The organism is Paraburkholderia sp. RL17-337-BIB-A (assembly GCF_046025895.1).
Lineage (GTDB): Bacteria > Pseudomonadota > Gammaproteobacteria > Burkholderiales > Burkholderiaceae > Paraburkholderia > Paraburkholderia fungorum_C.
Map to the genome: position 1 here is coordinate 1,124,209 of NZ_JARESY010000002.1, position 19,599 is coordinate 1,143,807.

Annotated in this window: 15 protein-coding genes and 3 pseudogenes; 10 read left to right on the plus strand and 8 right to left on the minus strand. The window is 61.4% G+C overall.

Annotation, left to right across the window (positions count from 1 at the left end; all coding sequences use genetic code 11):
* Positions 1–80: 80 nt before the first annotated feature.
* Positions 81–1,121 (minus strand): mannonate dehydratase, encoded by a 1,041-nt coding sequence (gene uxuA, locus P0D84_RS26015; protein ID WP_408341533.1) that lies wholly within the window; start codon positions 1,119–1,121, stop codon positions 81–83.
* A gap of 276 nt (positions 1,122–1,397) precedes the next feature.
* Between uxuA and P0D84_RS26020 the strand changes: the two genes are divergently transcribed.
* Complete coding sequence (locus tag P0D84_RS26020) at positions 1,398–2,126, plus strand: FadR/GntR family transcriptional regulator (protein ID WP_408341534.1); 729 nt, start codon at positions 1,398–1,400, stop codon at positions 2,124–2,126.
* A 366-nt stretch (positions 2,127–2,492) separates the two neighbouring features.
* Positions 2,493–3,656 carry a porin gene (locus P0D84_RS26025; RefSeq protein WP_408341535.1) on the plus strand — a complete coding sequence of 388 codons (1,164 nt, stop codon included), beginning with the start codon at positions 2,493–2,495 and terminating at the stop codon, positions 3,654–3,656.
* Between the two features lie 140 nt (positions 3,657–3,796).
* Here the strand turns inward: P0D84_RS26025 and P0D84_RS26030 are convergent, their stop codons facing one another.
* The gene (locus P0D84_RS26030; RefSeq protein WP_408341536.1) at positions 3,797–4,690 is read right to left on the minus strand and encodes a LysR family transcriptional regulator; all 894 of its coding nucleotides are present in this window, start codon (positions 4,688–4,690) and stop codon (positions 3,797–3,799) included.
* 105 nt (positions 4,691–4,795) lie between these two features.
* On the opposite strand from P0D84_RS26030, the gene P0D84_RS26035 reads away from it, so the two are divergent.
* Positions 4,796–5,677: an aldo/keto reductase family oxidoreductase gene (locus P0D84_RS26035; protein WP_408341537.1), complete on the plus strand. Its 882-nt coding sequence runs from the start codon at positions 4,796–4,798 to the stop codon at positions 5,675–5,677.
* A 22-nt stretch (positions 5,678–5,699) separates the two neighbouring features.
* Here P0D84_RS26035 and P0D84_RS26040 read toward each other — a convergent pair.
* Positions 5,700–6,226, minus strand: a pseudogene (locus P0D84_RS26040) (LysR substrate-binding domain-containing protein); the annotation flags it as partial.
* A 259-nt stretch (positions 6,227–6,485) separates the two neighbouring features.
* On the opposite strand from P0D84_RS26040, the gene P0D84_RS26045 reads away from it, so the two are divergent.
* Positions 6,486–7,328 (plus strand): alpha/beta hydrolase, encoded by an 843-nt coding sequence (locus P0D84_RS26045; protein WP_408341538.1) that lies wholly within the window; start codon positions 6,486–6,488, stop codon positions 7,326–7,328.
* A 57-nt stretch (positions 7,329–7,385) separates the two neighbouring features.
* Here the strand turns inward: P0D84_RS26045 and P0D84_RS26050 are convergent, their stop codons facing one another.
* Positions 7,386–7,901: a thioesterase family protein gene (locus P0D84_RS26050; RefSeq protein ID WP_408341539.1), complete on the minus strand. Its 516-nt coding sequence runs from the start codon at positions 7,899–7,901 to the stop codon at positions 7,386–7,388.
* Between the two features lie 154 nt (positions 7,902–8,055).
* Positions 8,056–8,200: pseudogene (locus P0D84_RS26055) on the minus strand (L-carnitine dehydrogenase); the annotation flags it as partial.
* Positions 8,201–8,370: 170 nt separating this feature from the next.
* On the opposite strand from P0D84_RS26055, the gene P0D84_RS26060 reads away from it, so the two are divergent.
* Positions 8,371–8,697, plus strand: coding sequence for a DUF4148 domain-containing protein (locus tag P0D84_RS26060; protein ID WP_408341540.1), 327 nt, complete (start codon positions 8,371–8,373; stop codon positions 8,695–8,697).
* Between the two features lie 149 nt (positions 8,698–8,846).
* On the opposite strand, the gene P0D84_RS26065 is transcribed toward P0D84_RS26060, so the two are convergent.
* Entirely contained in the window at positions 8,847–9,755 is a 909-nt protein-coding gene (locus P0D84_RS26065; RefSeq protein WP_408341541.1) for a LysR family transcriptional regulator, read from the minus strand.
* 256 nt (positions 9,756–10,011) lie between these two features.
* Here P0D84_RS26065 and mdlC point away from each other — a divergent pair, with 256 nt between their 5' ends.
* From mdlC to P0D84_RS26090, 5 genes are all read left to right on the plus strand, one after another.
* Positions 10,012–11,631, plus strand: a complete 1,620-nt coding sequence (gene mdlC, locus P0D84_RS26070; protein WP_408341542.1) for a benzoylformate decarboxylase — start codon at positions 10,012–10,014, stop codon at positions 11,629–11,631.
* Between the two features lie 55 nt (positions 11,632–11,686).
* Positions 11,687–13,138 carry an aldehyde dehydrogenase gene (locus tag P0D84_RS26075; protein ID WP_408341543.1) on the plus strand — a complete coding sequence of 484 codons (1,452 nt, stop codon included), beginning with the start codon at positions 11,687–11,689 and terminating at the stop codon, positions 13,136–13,138.
* A gap of 228 nt (positions 13,139–13,366) precedes the next feature.
* On the plus strand, positions 13,367–14,785 hold the full coding sequence (locus tag P0D84_RS26080) for an MFS transporter (RefSeq protein ID WP_408341544.1): 1,419 nt from the start codon (positions 13,367–13,369) through the stop codon (positions 14,783–14,785).
* Positions 14,786–14,997: 212 nt separating this feature from the next.
* Positions 14,998–16,134, plus strand: coding sequence for a porin (locus P0D84_RS26085; protein ID WP_408341545.1), 1,137 nt, complete (start codon positions 14,998–15,000; stop codon positions 16,132–16,134).
* A gap of 151 nt (positions 16,135–16,285) precedes the next feature.
* Positions 16,286–17,236 (plus strand): aldo/keto reductase, encoded by a 951-nt coding sequence (locus P0D84_RS26090; protein WP_408341546.1) that lies wholly within the window; start codon positions 16,286–16,288, stop codon positions 17,234–17,236.
* A 115-nt stretch (positions 17,237–17,351) separates the two neighbouring features.
* Here the strand turns inward: P0D84_RS26090 and P0D84_RS26095 are convergent, their stop codons facing one another.
* Both P0D84_RS26095 and P0D84_RS26100 read right to left on the minus strand, forming a co-directional pair.
* Positions 17,352–18,566: an acyl-CoA dehydrogenase family protein gene (locus P0D84_RS26095; RefSeq protein WP_408341547.1), complete on the minus strand. Its 1,215-nt coding sequence runs from the start codon at positions 18,564–18,566 to the stop codon at positions 17,352–17,354.
* 11 nt (positions 18,567–18,577) lie between these two features.
* Positions 18,578–19,578: pseudogene (locus tag P0D84_RS26100) on the minus strand (NrtA/SsuA/CpmA family ABC transporter substrate-binding protein).
* Positions 19,579–19,599: the final 21 nt, after the last annotated feature.

A 19,599-nucleotide genomic window follows, 5' to 3' on the forward strand; every position in this document is an offset into this window, starting at 1 on the left:
TTTTATGGTTATGACGACGCCGGCCAGGCAATCCGCCGGCGCCTTGTTTGCAAAGTTCTATTCAGGTATCAGGAACAGCTTCAGGAAAGCTTGTCCATCGCTTCCCACAAGCCGTTGATATAGACGGCACCGAGCGCCCGGTCGTACAAACCATAGCCGGGCTTGCCGGTTTCGCCCCAGATCATGCGGCCATGATCCGGACGGAAATAGCCGGTAAAGCCGGTGTCGTGATAGGCCTTCACGATGGCGGCGATATCCAGCGAACCGCAGCTGGACAGGTGGGCCGTTTCTTCGAAGTCACCCTCGGGCGTGATCTTCACATTGCGGATGTGCGCGAAGTGGATGCGCCCCATGCCGCCGAATTCACGCACGAGTGCTTCCACGTTGTTCTGCGGTCCGGCGCCGAGCGAACCCGAGCACAGGGTGAGGCCGTTCGCAGGCGAGTCCACGATCTTCACAATGCGCGCCAGGTCGTCGCGGTTCTTCACGATACGCGGCAAGCCGAAGATAGGGCGCGGCGGGTCGTCCGGATGAATCGCCATCTTCACGCCGCATTCTTCGGCCACGGGAATGATCGCTTTCAGGAAATATTCCAGATGCTGCCAGAGCCTGGATTCGTCGACCTCGCGATATTCGGCGAGCAGGGCTTTCAATTGTCCGGGCTGGTAGCTCGAATCCCAGCCGGGCAGCGAAATGCCGTTGTTCGGGTCGATCTCTTCGATTTCTTTAGTGCTGAACGCGAGGCACGTCGAACCGTCTTCGAGCGTCTTCGACAACTCCGTGCGGGTCCAGTCGAACACCGGCATGAAGTTGTAGCAGATCACCTTGATGCCGGCGGCCGCGAGGTTGCGGATGGTCTGCTGATAGTTGGCGATGAGACGCTCACGGTTCGGCTTGCCGAGCTTGATGTCTTCATGCACGGGCACCGATTCGACGACTTCGAACCGAAGGCCGGCTTGCTCGATCGTCGACTTCAGGGCGGCGATTTTGTGCGCGGGCCAGACCTCGCCCACCGGCTCGTCGTAAATGGCGGACACGATGTCCGTCATGCCGGGAATCTGGCGAATGTATTGCAGCGTGACGGGATCGGACTCGCCGTACCACCGGAAAGACATCTTCACGACTTCACTCCTTTGATTGACTGCACAGGCCTTTGGCTCGGAACGGGATCGTGTTGGTCAGTCTCCCGAGGCAGGCGGATTATGATTGGTTGACCAATTTGATGCGATAGTGGTTTACCAGTCTATAACTACCGCAAGCCTTGTCCAGGCGCGATCTTCGGGCGATTGACGGAAGTTTGAATGGCATGGAAAGGGGCTCGCACGCGAAATTGGTGTACCATTTTTTGCGCGAGGGCCGAAGCAGGCGCCTCGTCATGTCTATCCGCGAGCACTTTGATGACCGACCTCTTAACCCAGCCATTCGCCCGACAAGACGCAGAAGCCGCGGACCGTTCCTACATCGGCCTCGCGAAACAGATTCATGCGTTGATCGCTGCGTCCGGAGACTTCGAGGCGGGATCGAGGTTGCCGTCGGAACGCACCCTGGCCGATAAATTCGGCGTGAGCCGCACGCAGGTTCGCGAGGCGATCATCGCGCTCGAGGTGCAGGGTGTGGTTGAAGTGCGCGGCGGTTCTGGCATCTATGTGTCGGCGGGCCTCGGCGCCAAGCCGGTGACCTTCGACTTGCCGCGCGGCCCGGGTCCGATCGAAACGTTGCGCGCGCGCGCGTTGATCGAATCGGAAGTGGCGGCGCTTGCGGCAACTGAGCGCAAGGACAGCGACCTCGACCGCATCTTCTCCGCGCTCACGACGATGCGCGAGCAGATGCATGACAAGCAGGCTAACGACGCGGCTGATCGTCAGTTTCACATGCGCATTGCCGAAGCCACCGGCAATACGGTGTTATTGCACATGGTCACCGCAATGTGGGACTGCGCGCGCAGCGATCCGCTCTGGGCCAAGATCGAAGAACACTTTCATACGCCGGCCATGCGTGCGGCGTCACAGGAAGATCATCAGCGTATTTTTGCCGCCATCATGAGCCGCGATCCGGCTGCGGCGCGAGAGGCGATGCAGGCGCATCTGTCGCGCGTGGTGGGCGAGTTTACGCAGGCGTGGCGCTGAGAACTCGCTAACGCAAGTCATGGGTGTTCTTTTGACACCACGTCATTTTTATTTTTGACGTGTTATTTATCTTCTAAGTCATATCATCGCGTTGTTCGTTTTCGGCATTGCTTGCAAGACGCGCCTGTGTAACCCAATTGAAAAAAACCACTGTAGTCAGCATGCGCCATTCGCAACTCATTGCAAGGCGCTATACGCAATAATCAACAAACTCTATTGCACGTTTTAGCAATTCGCGTGGCACTGCTCCGCGAATGCGTTGCCTTTCCGTTGCCACGTTTTGCGGGCGGTCAACGCGCTTGCCAATGGGTATCGAATGCACACAACTGATTACGTCATCACCGCCCATTCATGGAGCCAAACAATATGAAAAAGTCTTTATTCGTGGTCGCGCTTTCCGGCGCCTTTGCTATTTCGGCGCATGCGCAAAGCAGCGTGACGCTCTATGGTCTTATCGATACGGGATTGATCTACACGAACAATCAGTCAGGCCATAGCAACTGGCAGGAAGTGAGCAGCTCGACGCAAAACACGGTGTTCGGCCTCAAGGGGTCGGAGGATCTCGGTGGTGGCTTGCACGCGGTCTTCAAGCTGGAGCAGGGTTTCCTGCTGAATAACGGCGCCCAGGCTTTCTCCGGTGATGGTTTCGGCTCTCAGGCGTGGGTCGGTTTGCAAAGCGATGCCTACGGCACCGTGACGTTCGGCCGCCAATTTGACGTGATGAACGACCTGGTCGGCCCGCTCACGGCGGAGTTCAACACGTGGGGCGGCAACATGGCTGCGCACCCGTTCGAAAACGACAACCTTGCTGCCAATTCAGTCGTTGTCAACAACACGGTCAAGTACGCGAGCCCGACGTACCGCGGCGTCACGTTCGAAACGATGTATGGGTTCAGCAACCAGGCGGGCGGCTTCGCGAACAACCGTTCATATGGCTTCGCCGTCTCCTATGCGCAAGGGCCGGTCAATCTTGCCGCCGGCTACCTGCAATTCAACAACGCAGGCGGCGCGGCGGGCGGTGCCGTTACCCAGGGCGACACGAGCGCGAACTTCCTTGCGCAACGCCAGCGTATCTGGTCGCTTGGCGGTAACTACACGTTCGGACCGGCTACATTCGGCCTGGTCTGGAGCCACACGCAGATGGACAACGCGTCGGGTGTCTACTCCTTCGGAACCGGCACGTATCTTGGTGCGAACGACGCTTCCGCCGGAACCCTGAGTGGGTCGCTGCGTATGGACAACTTCGAAGCGAACGCGAAGTATGCAATCACGCCTGCATTGAGCGTATCGGGCGCGTACACCTACACGCGTGGCGCCTACAACGGTTCGTCGCCGGGCTGGAATACGGCGATGCTGCAGACCGATTATTCGCTCAGCAAACGCACCGACTTCTATCTTGAAGGCGTCTATCAGAACGTGCACGGTGCGCCTGCGGACTCCGTGCTCTCGCATGCGATGATCAATACGCTCTCGCCGTCGTCGTCGAACACGCAAGTGGCGGTTACCGTGGGCATGCGCCACGCATTCTGATCGGTCTCGCGTCGTGTAAGCCGTACTCGACGTATGCCTGCACTCTGCCAGGCATACGTCGACACTTAGGGTTTCGCGGGTACGATGGTCTTCACAGCTTCTCAGTAGTCGAACCGGTACAAGGCATCGTTAGACGCTCGCTAACCAGCCGCCTTCAGGAAATCGACAAATACGCGTAACGGTGCCGGCAAGTGACGACGGCCCGGATAGTAAAGAAACGGCCCCGAAAAGCATTGCCACCACGGCACGAGGATCGGCTCCAACGCGCCGCTCTCGAGATGGGGCCGCAGCATGTCTTCGAAAAGGTGAATCACCCCCACACCTGCAACCGCGGTACTGACGGCAAGGTCGATTGCCGCGCCCGGTCTGACGAGCAGTGGTCCTGACGGATTCAACTGGATCACCTCGCCATCGCGCTCGAAATACCAGGTCGGCATGGCGCCACCGGAAAATTGGCCGCGCAGGCATGCATGAGCGAGCAGGTCACGCGGATGCTCGGGTCTACCGTGCGTGTCGAGATAGTCCGGCGCCGCGGCCGTAGCGAATCGCTGCACACGCGGACCGATCGGAATCGCGATCATGTCCTGCTCGAGCCGCTCGTCATAACGAATGCCCGCGTCGCAACCGATCGACAGCACATCGACAAAGCCGTCCTCCACCACCACCTCTACACGGATGTCGGGATAGGCCTTCAGGAACTGCGGAATGATGCTCGCCAATACGATGCGTGCGGCGCTCGACGGAACATTGAGCTTGAGCGTGCCGGTCGGTTTGTCCCGGAAGCCGTTGAGGACGTCCAGCGCGGCTTCCATCTCGCTGAACAGAGGCGTCAGCTTTTCGATCAGGCGCAGCCCAGCTTCGGTCGGGGCCACGCTGCGCGTGGTTCGGTTGAGCAAGCGCATACCGAGTTTCGACTCGAGACGCCGTACCGCAATGCTCAAGCTCGAGGCGGAGACGCCGCTAATGCGCGCGGCGTCGCGAAAGCCGCCAGCGCGAGCAACCGAAACAAATGCGGCAAGATCGTTGAATTCCATGGCCGTTGTTCAAAATGTTTAACAACCCGTGCAATTTAGGCCGGATTATCGAACAACGCAATGCCCTTCATACTGACGCTCAACCCTCACATCAAGGAGCGCGTCATGTCGAACTTCACCGCTGCAAGCACCTTTCCGCTGGCTGGCCACCGCGTGCAACGCATGGGCTATGGCGCCATGCAACTGGCCGGGCCGGGCGTATTCGGGCCGCCGAAAGATCGTGAAGCAGCGCTCGCGGTGCTGCGCGAAGCCGTGGCGTCGGGCGTCAATCACATCGATACGAGCGACTTCTACGGACCCCACGTCACCAACCAGTTGATTCGGGAAGCGCTGCATCCTTATCCGGATGATCTCGTGATCGTCACCAAGGTCGGTGCGGTGCGTGGCGACGACGGCGCCTGGCTGCCGGCGCTCGAGCCGCAAGATATTGAGCGCGGCGTTCACGACAACCTCCGCAATCTAGGTGTCGACGCGCTCGAGGTCGTCAATATGCGGATCATGGGCAACGTGCACGCGCCCGCCGAAGGATCGATTGAAAAGCAGGTCGCGGCGCTGGCCGAACTTCAGCAGCGCGGGCTTGTACGTCACATTGGTTTGAGCAACGTGACCCCGGCCCAGGTCGCCGAGGCGCAGGGCATCGCGGAGATCGTCTGCGTACAGAATCATTACAACGTGGTGCACCGGGAAGACGATGCATTGGTCGACGAACTGGCGGCCAAGGGGATCGCTTATGTTCCGTTCTTCCCGCTGGGCGGATTCACGCCGATTCAATCGACAGCGCTGTCCACGCTTGCCCAAACGATCGGCGCCACGCCGATGCAGGTGGCGCTCGCGTGGCTTCTGCATCGCGCGCCGAACATTCTGCTGATCCCCGGCACTTCGTCACTTGGGCATCTGCGTGAAAACATGCAGGCAGCCCAATTGAGCCTGAGCGACGAAGTGCGTGCTGAACTGGATGCCATCGGCAGAGGGGATGCAGCTGCGTGATTGTGCATAGTCACGCGCGTGTTCAGCTGGCCACCGAGTCCACGATGCATTCCCGCAGCCATTGATGCGCCGGGTCGCGATGCGAGCGCTCATGCCAAAGCATCGCCATTTCATAACCCGGCACTTCAACCGGCGCCTCGACGATCCTGAGCGCGCTATTGTCGCGCACCAGACGCGACGGCAGCATCCCCACGAGGTCCGTGCTCGCGAGGACCGACATCATGAACAGGAAGTGCGGGACCGAAAGCACCACCCTGCGCGTAAGACCGCTCTCAGCCAGCGCGTCATCCGTGACGCCGCTAAACCCTCCCCCAGCCGGCGAGACGATCACGTGCTCCAGCTTGCAGAACTGCGCTAGCGTGGGCCGGCGCTTCAATCGCGGGTGATTGGCGCGGCCTACCAGCACATAGCGCTCCTTGAAAAGCAATCGCTGGCGCAATCCGGGCGGCGCGCCTTCGCGGGTATGGAAAGCCAGATCGATGTCGCCCTGTTCCGCCTGCTTGCGATGCGTGGCGGAACGGCCTCCACGATCGCAAGGCGAGTGCCGGGCTCTCCGGATCAGGTCGGCTTTTCGGCACATATTGAATAGACGCAATAGTGTCCCGTGCATTCACGTGCCGGACGTAGCCGTTGCATAGACGATCAGTTTGCGCCGTCGCGCCCCTTTGGAGTGGCGCCAAGCTGACAAGGCCGTATGCTTCGCTGAAATTTGGTTGTAAGTCGCCATTGCTAGAGTCGTCGTCAGAATTTTGCCGCCAGATGCCGGACAGTGTTCTTCGGACACATAGAAAGGGGAGAGCGACAAACCATGAAGATGAATCGTGCTTTCTGGCTCATTCTGACGCTGCTTTTCGCGAACCCGGTCTGGGCGTTTCAGTCGAGGGTCGTCACCATTCCCAGCGCCGCCATGCATAAGTCGTTCGATGCAACGGTGGTGCTGCCCGACCAATACAGGCACGGCAAAGCGGCCGATCGCTTCCCCGTCGTCTATCTCCTGCACGGCTCAGGCGGCGACTATACGGACTGGACGGCGAATTCTCACATCGGCAAACTGGCCGATCGCTATCACGTGATCCTCGTCATGCCGGACGGCGGTCACGAGAGCTGGTATATCGACAGTCCCGTCGATCCGCGCAGCCGTTACGAAACCTATGTCGGTAGCGAGGTCGTCGGCTACATCGATACGCATTTCCGCACGATCGCGACGCGGCAGGCACGCGCGATTACCGGGTTGAGCATGGGTGGGTTTGGGGCGTTGCATATCGCGCTGGACCGGCCGGATGAATTCGGCGCCGCGGGAAGTATTAGCGGGGCGGTCGATCCGCGCGGCTGCGAGGACGAGCCCGGGATCGATCAGGTGTTTGGCGATCCTACGCGTCACGCCGACTTCTGGAACAACGAGGCGATTGTCGAGAACGCGCGTGGTTTTGGAAATGCGCATATTGCGCTGACGATCGATTGCGGGGTGAGCGACTCGCTGGTGCAATCGAACCGGACGCTGCATGCACGGCTGGTTGAGCTCGGCGTGCCGCATGATTACGCGGAGCGGCCGGGCGGCCATACATGGAAGTATTGGTCCAACGCGGTGCAGTATCAGGTGCTCTTCTTTGCCAGTGCGTTCAAGCGGAGTGGGGGCGCGGCGCAGACGTGAGGCGCGCCTCGCAACCGGCAGACCGCCGAAGCGCACCGTGCGTGTTCAGCGGTCCGGTCAACATAGGCCAGGACGTGCGTTTAATGGCTTCGCAGGCAAGCCGATCGCGCGTCCCGCAAACCTGGCTGCCGGCAACGCCGCATGCGCTTGCGCCAACGCGCGCACGCGCGCCTCGATATCCGCGTCGAAGGCAACCGCGCGCGGCCCGGCCGTATCCACATGTAGCAGCATCTGCTCTCCCGCGGCTACCGGCTCCACGCCATCATCAGCGACCATTTCGAGGTACAGATGAAGCCGCTTCGCATCATGTCCAAGCACGCGCATATCGACGCGAACCTGTGTGCCTTCCTTGATTTCATGCAGATAGTTGAGATGCGCTTCGAGCGTATAGATCGAGCGGCCACGTTCCTTGCGCACCGAATCGGGCAAGCCGATCGCATCGATCAGCTCATCGGTCGCAAAGCTAAAGATCAGCATGTAAAACGCGTCGCGCAAATGACCGTTGTAGTCGACCCACTCAGCGCGCACGACGTCGCGATAGCAGGGCAGCGAAGCAGAGTGCGGCGCAGGCATAGCTAATCGTCTCCTTTATTCCCGTGAACAGCGCCAGCCGTGGCGATCGGGCGCCGGCCTGCCGCTGAAGCTGATCGCGATGAAGCCCGGCGCGCCGCTCGGGTTGGCGCGTCCGCGCATTCAAGCGCGGGCGGGCGTGTGCCAGTACACAGCGTCATTCCGCTGGAAGCAAGCCGTGCCGCGCCTTGGCCTCCCCAATCTCAGCCAGCACGCTCGTCATGCAATCGTCACGATACCGTTTCAAGCTGTTTGATCGGGCGCGTCCCGACCTGTTCAGACGTCCCGTCCACCACTCGATCATCGATTATCGAACTTTCAGATATGTCCTATTGAGATTGTGCCGATTCTAGCAACAGTGAATTCGCGTATTAGGGGTTTACCCTAGGTTCGCCGACTCTTAGACTACGTTCACTGGCTGCAAACAAACAGGTTTGCAGCACGGCAAAAACAATCTCTGGAGGTAGTCGTCATGAAATCGCTGATCGAAGCTGCTGTTATCGCCGCCCTCATCACTGCACCGCTCGCTGCGTTCGCCCAATCCAACCAACCGGTGACCCGCGCCGAGGTGCGCGCTCAACTGGTGCAGCTGGAAAAAGCCGGCTACGACCCGGCGATGTCGAACGCCGATGATTACCCCGCAAACATTCAGGCTGCCGAGGCGCGCATCGCAGCACAAAACACCGTTGCTCAAACCAGCGGTTATGGTTCAGCCACGAACGGCTCGTCGCAAGCAGGCAGCCACACGGAAACCACGCTGAGCTCGTACTCGGCTCCAGTTGTCAACGTGGGTCATTAATGGGCTACGGCGCGAGCAGTCGTCTCGCGCCAGCTTGATTCGTGTCGTTGCACAAGCGGCCTTGCTCTCACGTCGATGTGAAAGCAAGGCCGCTGTGCAATTGAGCGTGTTGAACCAGGCAGTCCGCGCGTTTGGCTGCGTTCAGGCAGCTATTCCTGTACCGCAGTCAGCTGCCTGAGTTGCTCCAGCAACTTCACCGCCGGACTCGGCAGAATTCCCTGACGGCGCCGAAACGCCGTCAACGTGCGGCGTGCGACGAGGCCCGGAATCGGTAACGTATCGAACACGCCCGCCGCGCTTTCGGTGTCGTACATCGGCGTAGCCATCCAGCTTAGAAATCCCGCACGCGTCACCAGGCTTTTCAGCACGGTGATCGAGCGCGTCTCGACCGCAATCGGCGGCATGCCGAGCCCATGCTCGGCAAACACGTGTTGCAGATGCTCGAACGGACCCGTGCCACGCGGCGGCACACACCACTGCTGATCGAGCGTGTCGCCAAGACATAAATCCACTTTGCCTCGCAGCGGATGATCGAGCGCGGCGACCACATGGCTCGTGTCTTCCCATCTGCAATCGGCAATCGCGGCAATTTCGTCCGTGTCCGGCACGGCCATGCTGAGCGCGAGATCGATCTCGTGTTTCATCAGACTGTCCGCCAGCCGGTCCCACACCCCCTCCATGATCTCCACGCGCAGATTCGGCCAGCGCGCGAGCACGCCGCTCACCGCGAGCGGCAGCACGAGCGTCGCGATGCTCGCCACCGCGCCGACGCGAATCGTCCCCTTGGCGAGGCCGCGCATCGCATCGATTTCCTCGCGTGCGTAATCGGCTTCGCGTTGCAGCAGGGTGGCGTGCGGCAGCAGCGCGCTGCCGATCGCAGTAAGCTGCATACCCTTTGAGTGCCGTTCGAACAGCGGCGCGCCGACCTGATCCTCGAGTCGCTTGATGGTGCGGCTCAGCGCAGGCTGCGTGACGTGCAGCGCTTCCGCGGCACGGCCAAGGCTGCCGCTCGCGACGATGGTTGCGAAGGCATGCAATTGCTGAAGATTGAAAGTCATGCGCAAAAGTAATGCCTTTTCTCAAAAAAGGCAATTTTCAATCAACGTCGAGCTTCCGATAATGAACCATCAAGAAACGGCGCTCATTGACCGCAACTATTTTGCATGAGACCAGAGTAAGTGCTTTGCATGGGACCGGAGTAACGCGCTGAAGCGCGAACTCCGGTCGACAGCTAAAGCGCTAACTCTGATCGACAGCTTTGCATGGGACCAGAGTAAGCGCTAAAGCGCTAACTCTGATCGACAGGAGACAGGCATGACCAGTAACGCGCCCCGTTCAGACGCATCGGGACTCTCTCAACACGCATCGTTCACGGTGCGCGACGCCGTGATCGATTTCATGCGCCGCGTCGGTATGACTTCGGTGTTCGCCAATCCGGGGTCGACGGAATTGCCGTTGTTCCGCGATTTTCCCCAGGATTTCCGCTATGTGCTGGGCTTGCAGGAAGCGGTCGTGGTCGGCATGGCCGATGGCTATGCGCAGGCCACCCGCAACGCTTCGTTCGTCAATCTGCATTCGGCGGCGGGCGTGGGCAATGCAATGGGCAATATCTTCACCGCGTTCCGCAATCGCACGCCAATCGTGATTACCGCCGGGCAGCAGGCCCGCTCGATTCTGCCGTTCGACCCGTTCCTTGCGTCGACACAAGCCACCGAATTGCCGAAGCCGTATGTCAAATGGAGCATCGAACCGGCGCGCGCCGAAGACGTGCCGCTGGCCATTGCGCGCGCTTATCACGTGGCGATGCAGGAGCCGCGCGGGCCGGTGCTGGTGTCGATTCCCGTCGACGATTGGGACCGCGCTGCCGAGCCGGTGCCGGCCCGCGTAGTCAGTACTGAAATGCGGCCGGAGCCATTCGTGCTGGAGCAGATCGGCGCGGCGCTCGACGCCTGCGAACGGCCGGCTTTCGTGGTGGGTGGCGCAGTCGACCGGGCCGGCGGCTGGGACGCAGTCGTAAGTCTCGCCGAACGACACAACGCCCGCGTGTTCGTCGCGCCGATGACAGGCCGTTGCGCGTTCCCCGAAGACCATCGCCTGTTCGCCGGCTTCTTGCCGGCCATGCGCGAGAAGATCGTCGAGTTGCTTGGCGGCCATGACCTGATCTTTGTGATCGGCGCGCCGGCCTTCACCTATCACGTGGAAGGTCACGGCCCGCATTTGCCTGCAGGTGCAACGCTATGTCAGTTGATCGACGATCCGGCGATTGCGGCATGGGCGCCGGCCGGCACCGCGGCGATTGGCAATATTCGCCTCGGTGTGGCCGATCTGCTGGCCCGGCCCGCGCCGAAGGCACGCCCTTTGCCCGCGCCGCGCGTTGCATGTCCGCGCGCGGAACCGTCGGCACTGATGTCGGTGGCGTTCGCGTTGCAGACCCTTGCCGACCTGCGCCATGCAGACAATATCGTGGTCGAGGAGGCGCCGAGTTCCCGGCCGGTGATGCAGAGCACCCTGTCGTTCACGCGCAGCGGCACCTTCTACACGATGGATAGCGGCGGTCTCGGCTATGGCATGCCGGCTGCCGTCGGCGTGGCGTTGGCGAAGCCCGGCACGCGCGTGATCGGCGTGATCGGCGACGGCTCCAGCATGTATTCCATTCAGGCCATCTATAGCGCCGTGCAGATGAAACTGCCGATCACATTCGTGATCCTGAACAATTCCCGCTATGCCGCGCTGCAGGACTTTGCGCCGGAATTCGGTTTTGGTCCGGCCGACCCTGTGCAAGGCACCGATCTGCCGGGACTCGATTTTGTGGCACTTGCCGCGGGCATGGGTTGTCCGGGCACGCGCGTGACCGCCGCCGAACGCTTGCATGACGTTCTGCGCGACGCATTGGCGTCGTCCGGACCGATGCTGGTCGAAGTCGTCGTGGCGTGAGCGCGAGCTCAGTTCTCGCCCGCATTCATCAAACTTTTCGCAGGAGACAAACACGATGCAAAGCATCTCGATGTTGATCAACGGCACGGCGGTACAGGCAAGCAACGGCGCCACCTTCGAGCGTCGTAATCCGCTCGATGGCGAAGTCGCGACGCGTGCGCCCGCAGCGACGGTCGCCGACGCGGTAGCCGCCGCCGATGCCGCGGCAGCAGCGTTTCCGGCATGGTCGGCGATGGGGCCGAGCGAGCGCCGCGCGCTGCTGATGAAGGCAGCGCATGCGTTGGAAGCGCGCGGCGAAGCGTTCGCCGCGGTGATGGCGGCAGAGACGGGCGCATCGGCGATGTGGGCGGGCTTCAACGTGCACCTCGCCGCCGGCGGTTTGATGGAGGCGGCCGCGCTCACCACGCAGATCGGCGGCGAGCTGATTCCATCCGACGTGCCCGGCAGTCTCGCCATGGGCATGCGTCAGCCGGCCGGCGTCGTGCTCGGCATCGCGCCCTGGAACGCGCCGGTGATCCTCGCGGTGCGTGCCATTGCATTGCCGCTCGCCTGTGGAAATACGGTCGTGCTGAAGGGTTCGGAAATCTGCCCCGCCACGCATGGCCTGATTATTGAAGTCTTGCAGGAAGCGGGCTTGCCGAAGGGCGTGGTGAACTTCATCACCAACGCACCGGCCGATGCAGGCGCGGTGGTCGAGGCGCTGATCGCGCATCCGAAAGTCCGGCGCGTCAATTTCACCGGTTCCACGCATGTCGGCAAGATCATCGCGGCCACCTGTGCGCGCTATCTGAAACCGTCGGTGCTGGAGCTCGGCGGAAAAGCGCCGCTGATCGTGCTCGACGACGCGGACCTGGATGCCGCCGTCAACGCCGCTGCATTCGGCGCCTTCGCCAACTCGGGGCAGATTTGCATGTCGACGGAACGGATCATCGTCGATGAGCGGATCGCGGATACGTTCGTTGCCAGGCTCGCGCAGAAAGCGCGCGGCCTGCCGCTCGGCGACCCGCGTAAGGGACCGGTGGTGTTGGGATCGGTCGTCGATATGAGCACGGTGGAACGCTGCAACGCGTTGATCGACGACGCGTTGGCTAAAGGCGCCACGCTCGTTTGTGGCGGCAAAGCGGACAGCACCTTGATGGCCGCCACGTTGCTCGATCACGTCACGCCCGCCATGCGCATCTATGCCGATGAATCGTTTGGGCCCGTGAAGGGTATCGTGCGCGTCAACGGTGAAGCTGAAGCGGTGGCCTGTGCGAACGACAACGAATATGGGCTTTCGTCCGCGGTGTTCAGCCGTGATGTGGCGCGCGCGATGAATGTTGCGAGGCGTATCGAATCGGGCATCTGCCACGTCAACGGGCCGACCGTTCACGACGAGGCGCAAATGCCGTTCGGCGGCGTGAAGGGCAGCGGTTTTGGACGTTTCGGTGGGCAGGCGGGAATCGCTGAATTTACGGATTTGCGCTGGATCACCGTGCAAACCACGCCACGTCATTATCCGTTCTGAAGCGCTGAGCGCCGCATTGGCCGTTGTGTATCGCTGCATATCGCCGTGATACGCGGCGCCCAGATCACCACAGCGATACGAGCTTCGTGCAAGCCATGCATACAGGTCATGGCTTTTGCGCGAAACGGCAATGTCAAAGGCCGAACGCTCGCTCACATACTGATTAAAAACCGTGACAACAAAAGCGCGGCGGGAAGAATCGCGCACAACAATCCAGGAGACAGCTTCATGACCAGTTATGTACCGCCGGCCGGATCGGCCAGTGCGTCCGCCGATGAGGTCGGCGCGCCGCTCGCCGGCAATCGGGCAGGTGTCGAGGAAGGGCGCCATGCCGTCGACATCGGCCGCACGCTCGACGAAGGTCCTTACACCACCATGCAGAAGATCGTGGTGTTTCTCGCGGCGTTATCGATTGTGTTGGACGGCTTCGATAGCCAACTGATCGGTTTTGCGATTCCCGTGCTGATCAAGGAGTGGGGCGTCACGCGCGCGGCTTTTGCGCCGGTGGTCGCGGCCGGATTGATCGGCATGGGCATCGGCAGCGCGTGCGCCGGACTGCTGGCCGATCGCTTCGGCCGTCGCTGGGCCGTGATCGGCAGCGTGCTGGTGTTCGGTGCCGCCACCTGCGGCATTGCCTTCGCACCCGACATCGTGACGATTGCCCTGCTGCGTTTTATCGCCGGCCTCGGCATCGGCGGCGCGTTGCCGAGCTCGACAACCATGACCGCGGAATTCACACCGGCTCGCCGTCGCACTTTGGCGGTCACCGCGACGATCGTCTGCGTGCCGCTCGGCGGCATGGTGGCGGGTCTGTTCGCGCATGAAATCCTGCCGACGTATGGATGGCGCGGCTTGTTTCTGATCGGCGGCGTGCTGCCGTTGGCACTTGCTGCGCTGCTGCTCTTCACGTTGCCCGAGTCGCCGCGCTTTCTCGCCCGGCAGCCGCAGCGCTGGCCGGAACTCGGACGCCTGCTTGGTCGGATGTCGCGTCCGGTGGCAAGCGGCAGCGTATTCACCGACGTGCGCGAGCAGGCCATTGAAAAGCACACCGGCTTTACCGCGCTGTTCCGCGAGGGCCTGGCGCTCGATACGCTGGCGATCTGGTGCGCGTTTTGCCTGTGCCTGCTGGCCGTCTATAGCGCTTTCAGCTGGCTGCCGACAATGCTGAGCACGCAGGGCTTGTCGGTGTCGGTGGCGGGCTCGGGACTTACCGCGTACAACCTCGGCGGCGTGGTGGGCGCGTTGCTGTGCGCCGTGGTGATTGCTCGCACCGGCTCGCGTTGGCCGTTGATTGTCTGCAGCGCGGGCGGTGCGGCGAGCGCATTGCTGCTGCTCGGCGTGAATATTTCCGATCACACCGGCTTGCTGATCTTCGGTCTCGGCGTGCATGGCCTGTTCGTCAACGCTGTCCAGTCGACGATGTTTGCGCTGTGTGCTTACGTCTATCCGACCCGTGTGCGCGCAACCGGCACCGCATCGGCGCTCGCGTTCGGCCGGCTCGGCGCGATCGCCAGCGCGTTTGCCGGGGCCGTGGTGATTACGGCCGGCGGCGCATCGTCGTACTTGTGGATGCTCGGCGTCGCGATGCTCATCGTGATGGTCGCGCTGATGGTGGTCAAACGCCATATTCCGAAGTCTGGCGTTTGAGTCGCGCAATGTCCGCAAGCGCGGCGATCGGGCGCGATGCGCGGATTGCCGCTATCTGAAGCAGTCAGTCTTTTCACGTATCGGGTGGCTTGAATAGCAGCCGGTGCTGTCACGCATGTAATTAGTATCGCTACATAAAAACGCTTCGTATGAGCGGCGTCTGGATCGTTGCGCGCTCACGCAAAGCACCTACCACGGAGACTTGGAGACACATGAAATACAAACTCGCTTTGGGCAGTATGTTGCTTGGCGTCAGCGCATCGTCGTTCGCACAGAGCAGCGTGACGCTGTACGGGATCATCGATACCGGCATTGAACTGGTGACGCATGCAAACGCGGCGGGCGATAGCGTCGTGCGCATGCCGGGCATCACCGGCGAGTTTCCATCGCGTTGGGGGATTCGCGGTAAGGAAGGATTGGGCGGCGGCTTGTCCGCGGTCTTCGTACTGGAGAGCGGCTTTAACACCAAGGGTGGCACGCTTAATCAGGGTGGCCGGCTGTTTGGGCGGCAAGCGTACGTAGGTCTCGAGAGTCCATACGGCACGTTGACGTTCGGGCGCCAGTACACGATGACGTATTGGGCGATCCTCGATTCCGATCTGCTCGGACCTGACATTTACGGCGGCACGGGGTCGTTCGATCAGTACATGCCGAGCGCGCGCAGCGACAACACGATCGTGTATAAAGGCACGTTCTCGGGCTTCACGTTCGGTGCTACGTATTCCTTCGGCCGCGATTCAGCGGGCACCGGCAATTCACCGGGGCAGGGCACCTGTGTGGGGTCGATTCCGGGCAGTTCGCAGAGTTGCCGCGAATGGTCGACGATGTTGCGCTATGACATGAACGGTTATGGTGTGGCCGGCGCCTACGACGAACAACGCGGTGGCCCGGGCGCGGCCGCGAATCTGTACGACGGCACGGCACCCTTTGCGCTGACACAGTCCGGTGACAAGGACGTGCGGATGCAGTTGAACGGCTATGGACACATCGGGCCGGTCAAACTCGGGGCGGGTTGGCTTGGACGTCACGTCGAAACGGTATCCCCGGCATTGCCGGACGTGCGCTCGAATCTCTACTACGTCACGGCGGCGTATAACGTCACGCCTGCATTTATTCTGGACGGCGGCGTGTATCGCATCATCAATCGCGCCGACGATACGCGCGGCACCATCGCCGCGTTACGCACCACGTACCTGCTGTCGAAGCGTTCCGCGGTTTACCTGCAAGGCGCGTATCTGTTCAACAGTCCGCATGCCGCTTACACGGTGAGTCAGGGCGGCGGAGGCACGACGCCCGCGCCGGGCATCGGACAACTCGGTGTGATGGCCGGCATTCGCCATTCGTTCTGAGGAGAACGCCGCCTTCGGGGCAACGGCCGCACAGGGCGATCGCGACCCTGGATACAAGTCATATGTCTCAGGCGCCTTGCAAGCAAGCGGCCGCATTCGCGCGTATCCTTCTCCGTTCGTTTCCAACTCAACACCGTAAGCAAAGAAAGCCATGCAACAACACACCATCGGAACCTCGAATCTTCAAGTCGCACCCCTCGTTTTCGGCGGTAACGTCTTCGGCTGGACGGCCGATGAGCGAACATCGTTCTCCATTCTCGACGCGTTCGTCGATCACGGCCTGAATTTCGTCGATACCGCCGACGCCTACTCGCAGTGGGCCGAGGGCCATCAGGGCGGCGAGTCCGAAAAGATCATCGGGAAGTGGTTCAAGGAAAGCGGCAAGCGCGACAAGATCGTGCTTGCGACCAAGGTCAGCAGGTTGAAGACGCGGCTGGGTCTGTCGGCGGCGAATATCGAGGCAGCCGTCGACGATTCGCTGCGACGTCTTCAAACTGACTACATCGACGTCTATTTTTCTCACTTTGACGACGAAACGACGCCGATGGAAGAGACGCTCGGCGCGTATCAGAAGTTGATCGAGGCGGGCAAGGTGCGCGTGATCGGCGCGTCGAACTTCACCGGCGCGCGGCTTGAGGCAGCGTTGAAAGTATCGAAGGAATCGGGCTTGCCGGCGTATCAGGTGCTTCAGCCCGAGTACAACCTGTACGATCGGGAAGGTTACGAGACGGACCTCGAACCGGTCGCGCAGGCGCACAAACTGGCAGTAATCACGTACTTCAGCCTGGCGAGCGGCTTCCTGAGCGGGAAATACCGTTCGAAGGCGGACATCGACAAGCGTGCACGTAGTCCATTCCTGAACAAGTACCTGAACGACCGTGGACTGCGAATCGTCGATACGCTCGTTGAAGTGGCCAAACGCAACGACACCACACCCTCGACCGTGGCACTCGCCTGGATCATCGCACGGCCGAGCGTGATGGCGCCGATTGCGAGCACTACCTCGGTCGAACAGCTGGAAAGTCTGGTGGCGGCGACGCGCCTGCAACTTTCTCCGGAAGACCTGAAGCTGCTCAACGAAGTCAGCGCCCCGGCGAAGTAGCCGAGTGCGCAGGACGGACATGCGCAGCTTTGCAGAAGAGGTCGTGCCGCGCGTTCGCCGGCTCCATTCGAACTGAGCGCAGCCGGTCTCGAGTCGCGCGCGACGTGGTGTGCGGTCAGAAGAACGCGCCGGTAGGCGGCAGCTGACCGGTCAGCAGGTTCTGCCCGAGTAGCCGCTCCTTGTACAGGCGCGGATTGTGCGAAGCAATCACCTTGATGTTGCGCCAATGCCGGTCCAGTGCACCCACGCGCGACACGACCGAGCCAGACCCAAGGTCGATCAGCCAACTGGCGATCTGCGGGGCGAGGTCGTCGATCACGACCTTGGCCTCCGCCGCCGAGAGCGTTGCGGCCAGCGTAGTGTCATATTCCTCGGCCGTTCCATAGCTGTCCCAGGCACGCTGCAGCGCTGCCACAGCGCGATCGGCGGTTGCCTCGATGCTGGCGGCATAGGCGCGAATCCGGCCAAGCAGCGTTTGCAGTACAGGCTCGTCGGCGGGATGCGCGGCGTCGCCGTGATAGAAGTTGCGCCCGCGTGCGCGCAAAACCTCGACGGCGTCCAACGCTACCCGCCGCGCGATGCCTGCGATGCAGTTGGTCAGATAGACCTGGTGAAAGGTGAATCCCCAAGGCGCTGCTTCGTCAGTTCGCGGCGGGTCGGTCGGATAGACGTAAGTCGCGGGCACGGTCACGGCATGAAACTTCGCCGTGCCTGAGGCCGTCAGGCGCTGGCCGAATCCCTGCCAGTCGTCATCGTTGCTGACGCCTTGGCCTCGGTCGAGCACGTATTGTACGGTCCTGCCCTCACGGCTTTCCACCGCGAGGCCAACGAATGCGTCGTTGTAGAGGTTGCCGGTCGCGTAGACCTTTTCGCCTGAGCCGGTATACACACGTCGCGCTTCGTCCCATTCGAGCCGGCTCAGCACCTGGCTCGGACGCGCGCCGGCCGCCACGGCGTCGCTCTCGGTGAAACTGAGGCCGACGGTTTTCTTCTTCTTCGCCAGATCGAGAACGTGCGCATGGAACGGGTGATCCCAGTGTCTGAGCGCCGCTTCGACCTGCCAAAGATGATTGCGAAAAGCGTGAGCAATGTTCGAATCCGCCGCCGCAATGTCGCGCGCTACGACGAAAAGCCCGCTCAAGGATACGCCGCGCCCGCCGGCGTCGGCCGGCAGACGCAGCGCGCCGAAGCCGAGCTCCTTGAGCGTCGCGATCTCCTCGTGCGGCAAACGATGATTCCGTTCCCGCTCCGCTGCGCTCGATGCGATATGGGCAATGGTTCCGGCGAAGCCGAGTGTCGTGGACAATGGTGAGACGAGCGTGGTTCCCATCGTGTGTCTCATCAAACCTTGACGCTGTAATCAGCGACGTTGATTCGCGAGTTGATGATCTTGCGTTCCGCAAGCCAGTCGGCGGCGCGTTGGAACTGCGCGATGAACGTGGCGTCGTCGGGTTCGTGGAATTGATTCACGCGCTTGAGGCTCGTCAGATAGTCGCGCACCTGGTCCGGATATTTGGCTTCCTTCTGCACGAGCAGTTCGGATTCGGCAGAATGCGTCGACTGCCACGCGCCCTCGACATAGTACGCATCGATCGCTGCGCGAATCAGCTCGGAATTCTCTTCGGTAAACTTTCGGCGCGTCACGAGAGAGCTGTAATCGATCAGGAAATCGAGATCGCGTCCTTGAAAATGTCCTTGGCGTTGTTGGCATAGCGTGAGATATCCACGGCCGGGGACCACATCGACCACGCGTCGACTACGCCTTGCGCAAACGCAGGCGCGGCATCCGGCGGATTCAGGTAGACGAACTCGACCTTGCTGCGGTCGATGTGATTTTTTTCCAGCGCCGCAATCAGGAGGAATTCACCCAATCCGGATCGATTGATCGCAACCTTGCGGCCGACGAGATCGGCAACCGAATTGATACCACTCGATTTCTTCACGATGATCGCAGTCGAGCGCGGCGAATAGATGTCGAATGCATTGAAGACGAGGGGTGAGCCCGCCAGCATCGCGGCGAGTGCCGGCGTCGTCGATCCCCAGAAGCCGAAATCCGCGCTACCGCCGACCACTGCCTGAATCGACGGCGCATGGTTCGGGAACGGCCCGACCCATTCGACCTTGATGCCCTTTGCCGCCAGGGTCTTTTCGAATACGCCGCGCTGTCTGGCAATGTCAGGCAGGCTACCGTATCCCCACCCGACACGAACCGTATCGGTGTTGCGTGTCAGCTTGCGCGGCTCGGCTGCACGAGCCGGAAACAGGCTGCTGGCGGCGGCGCCGGCCAGCAGGCCACCCGCCGCGCGCAACAGTTGGCGGCGGCTCAGTGAAGAATCGTTCATCCTTGTCAGGTCCTTGGAGTC

Coding starts and splice junctions, on each gene's coding strand:
- P0D84_RS26075 (WP_408341543.1), top strand. CDS start 11,687: ATGCAAAGCATCTCGATGTTGATCAACGGCACGGCGGTACAGGCAAGC.
- P0D84_RS26025 (WP_408341535.1), top strand. CDS start 2,493: ATGAAAAAGTCTTTATTCGTGGTCGCGCTTTCCGGCGCCTTTGCTATT.
- P0D84_RS26035 (WP_408341537.1), top strand. CDS start 4,796: ATGTCGAACTTCACCGCTGCAAGCACCTTTCCGCTGGCTGGCCACCGC.
- P0D84_RS26050 (WP_408341539.1), bottom strand. CDS start 7,901: ATGCCTGCGCCGCACTCTGCTTCGCTGCCCTGCTATCGCGACGTCGTG.
- P0D84_RS26080 (WP_408341544.1), top strand. CDS start 13,367: ATGACCAGTTATGTACCGCCGGCCGGATCGGCCAGTGCGTCCGCCGAT.
- P0D84_RS26065 (WP_408341541.1), bottom strand. CDS start 9,755: ATGACTTTCAATCTTCAGCAATTGCATGCCTTCGCAACCATCGTCGCG.
- P0D84_RS26020 (WP_408341534.1), top strand. CDS start 1,398: ATGACCGACCTCTTAACCCAGCCATTCGCCCGACAAGACGCAGAAGCC.
- mdlC (WP_408341542.1), top strand. CDS start 10,012: ATGACCAGTAACGCGCCCCGTTCAGACGCATCGGGACTCTCTCAACAC.
- P0D84_RS26090 (WP_408341546.1), top strand. CDS start 16,286: ATGCAACAACACACCATCGGAACCTCGAATCTTCAAGTCGCACCCCTC.
- P0D84_RS26095 (WP_408341547.1), bottom strand. CDS start 18,566: ATGGGAACCACGCTCGTCTCACCATTGTCCACGACACTCGGCTTCGCC.
- P0D84_RS26045 (WP_408341538.1), top strand. CDS start 6,486: ATGAAGATGAATCGTGCTTTCTGGCTCATTCTGACGCTGCTTTTCGCG.
- P0D84_RS26085 (WP_408341545.1), top strand. CDS start 14,998: ATGAAATACAAACTCGCTTTGGGCAGTATGTTGCTTGGCGTCAGCGCA.
- P0D84_RS26060 (WP_408341540.1), top strand. CDS start 8,371: ATGAAATCGCTGATCGAAGCTGCTGTTATCGCCGCCCTCATCACTGCA.
- P0D84_RS26030 (WP_408341536.1), bottom strand. CDS start 4,690: ATGGAATTCAACGATCTTGCCGCATTTGTTTCGGTTGCTCGCGCTGGC.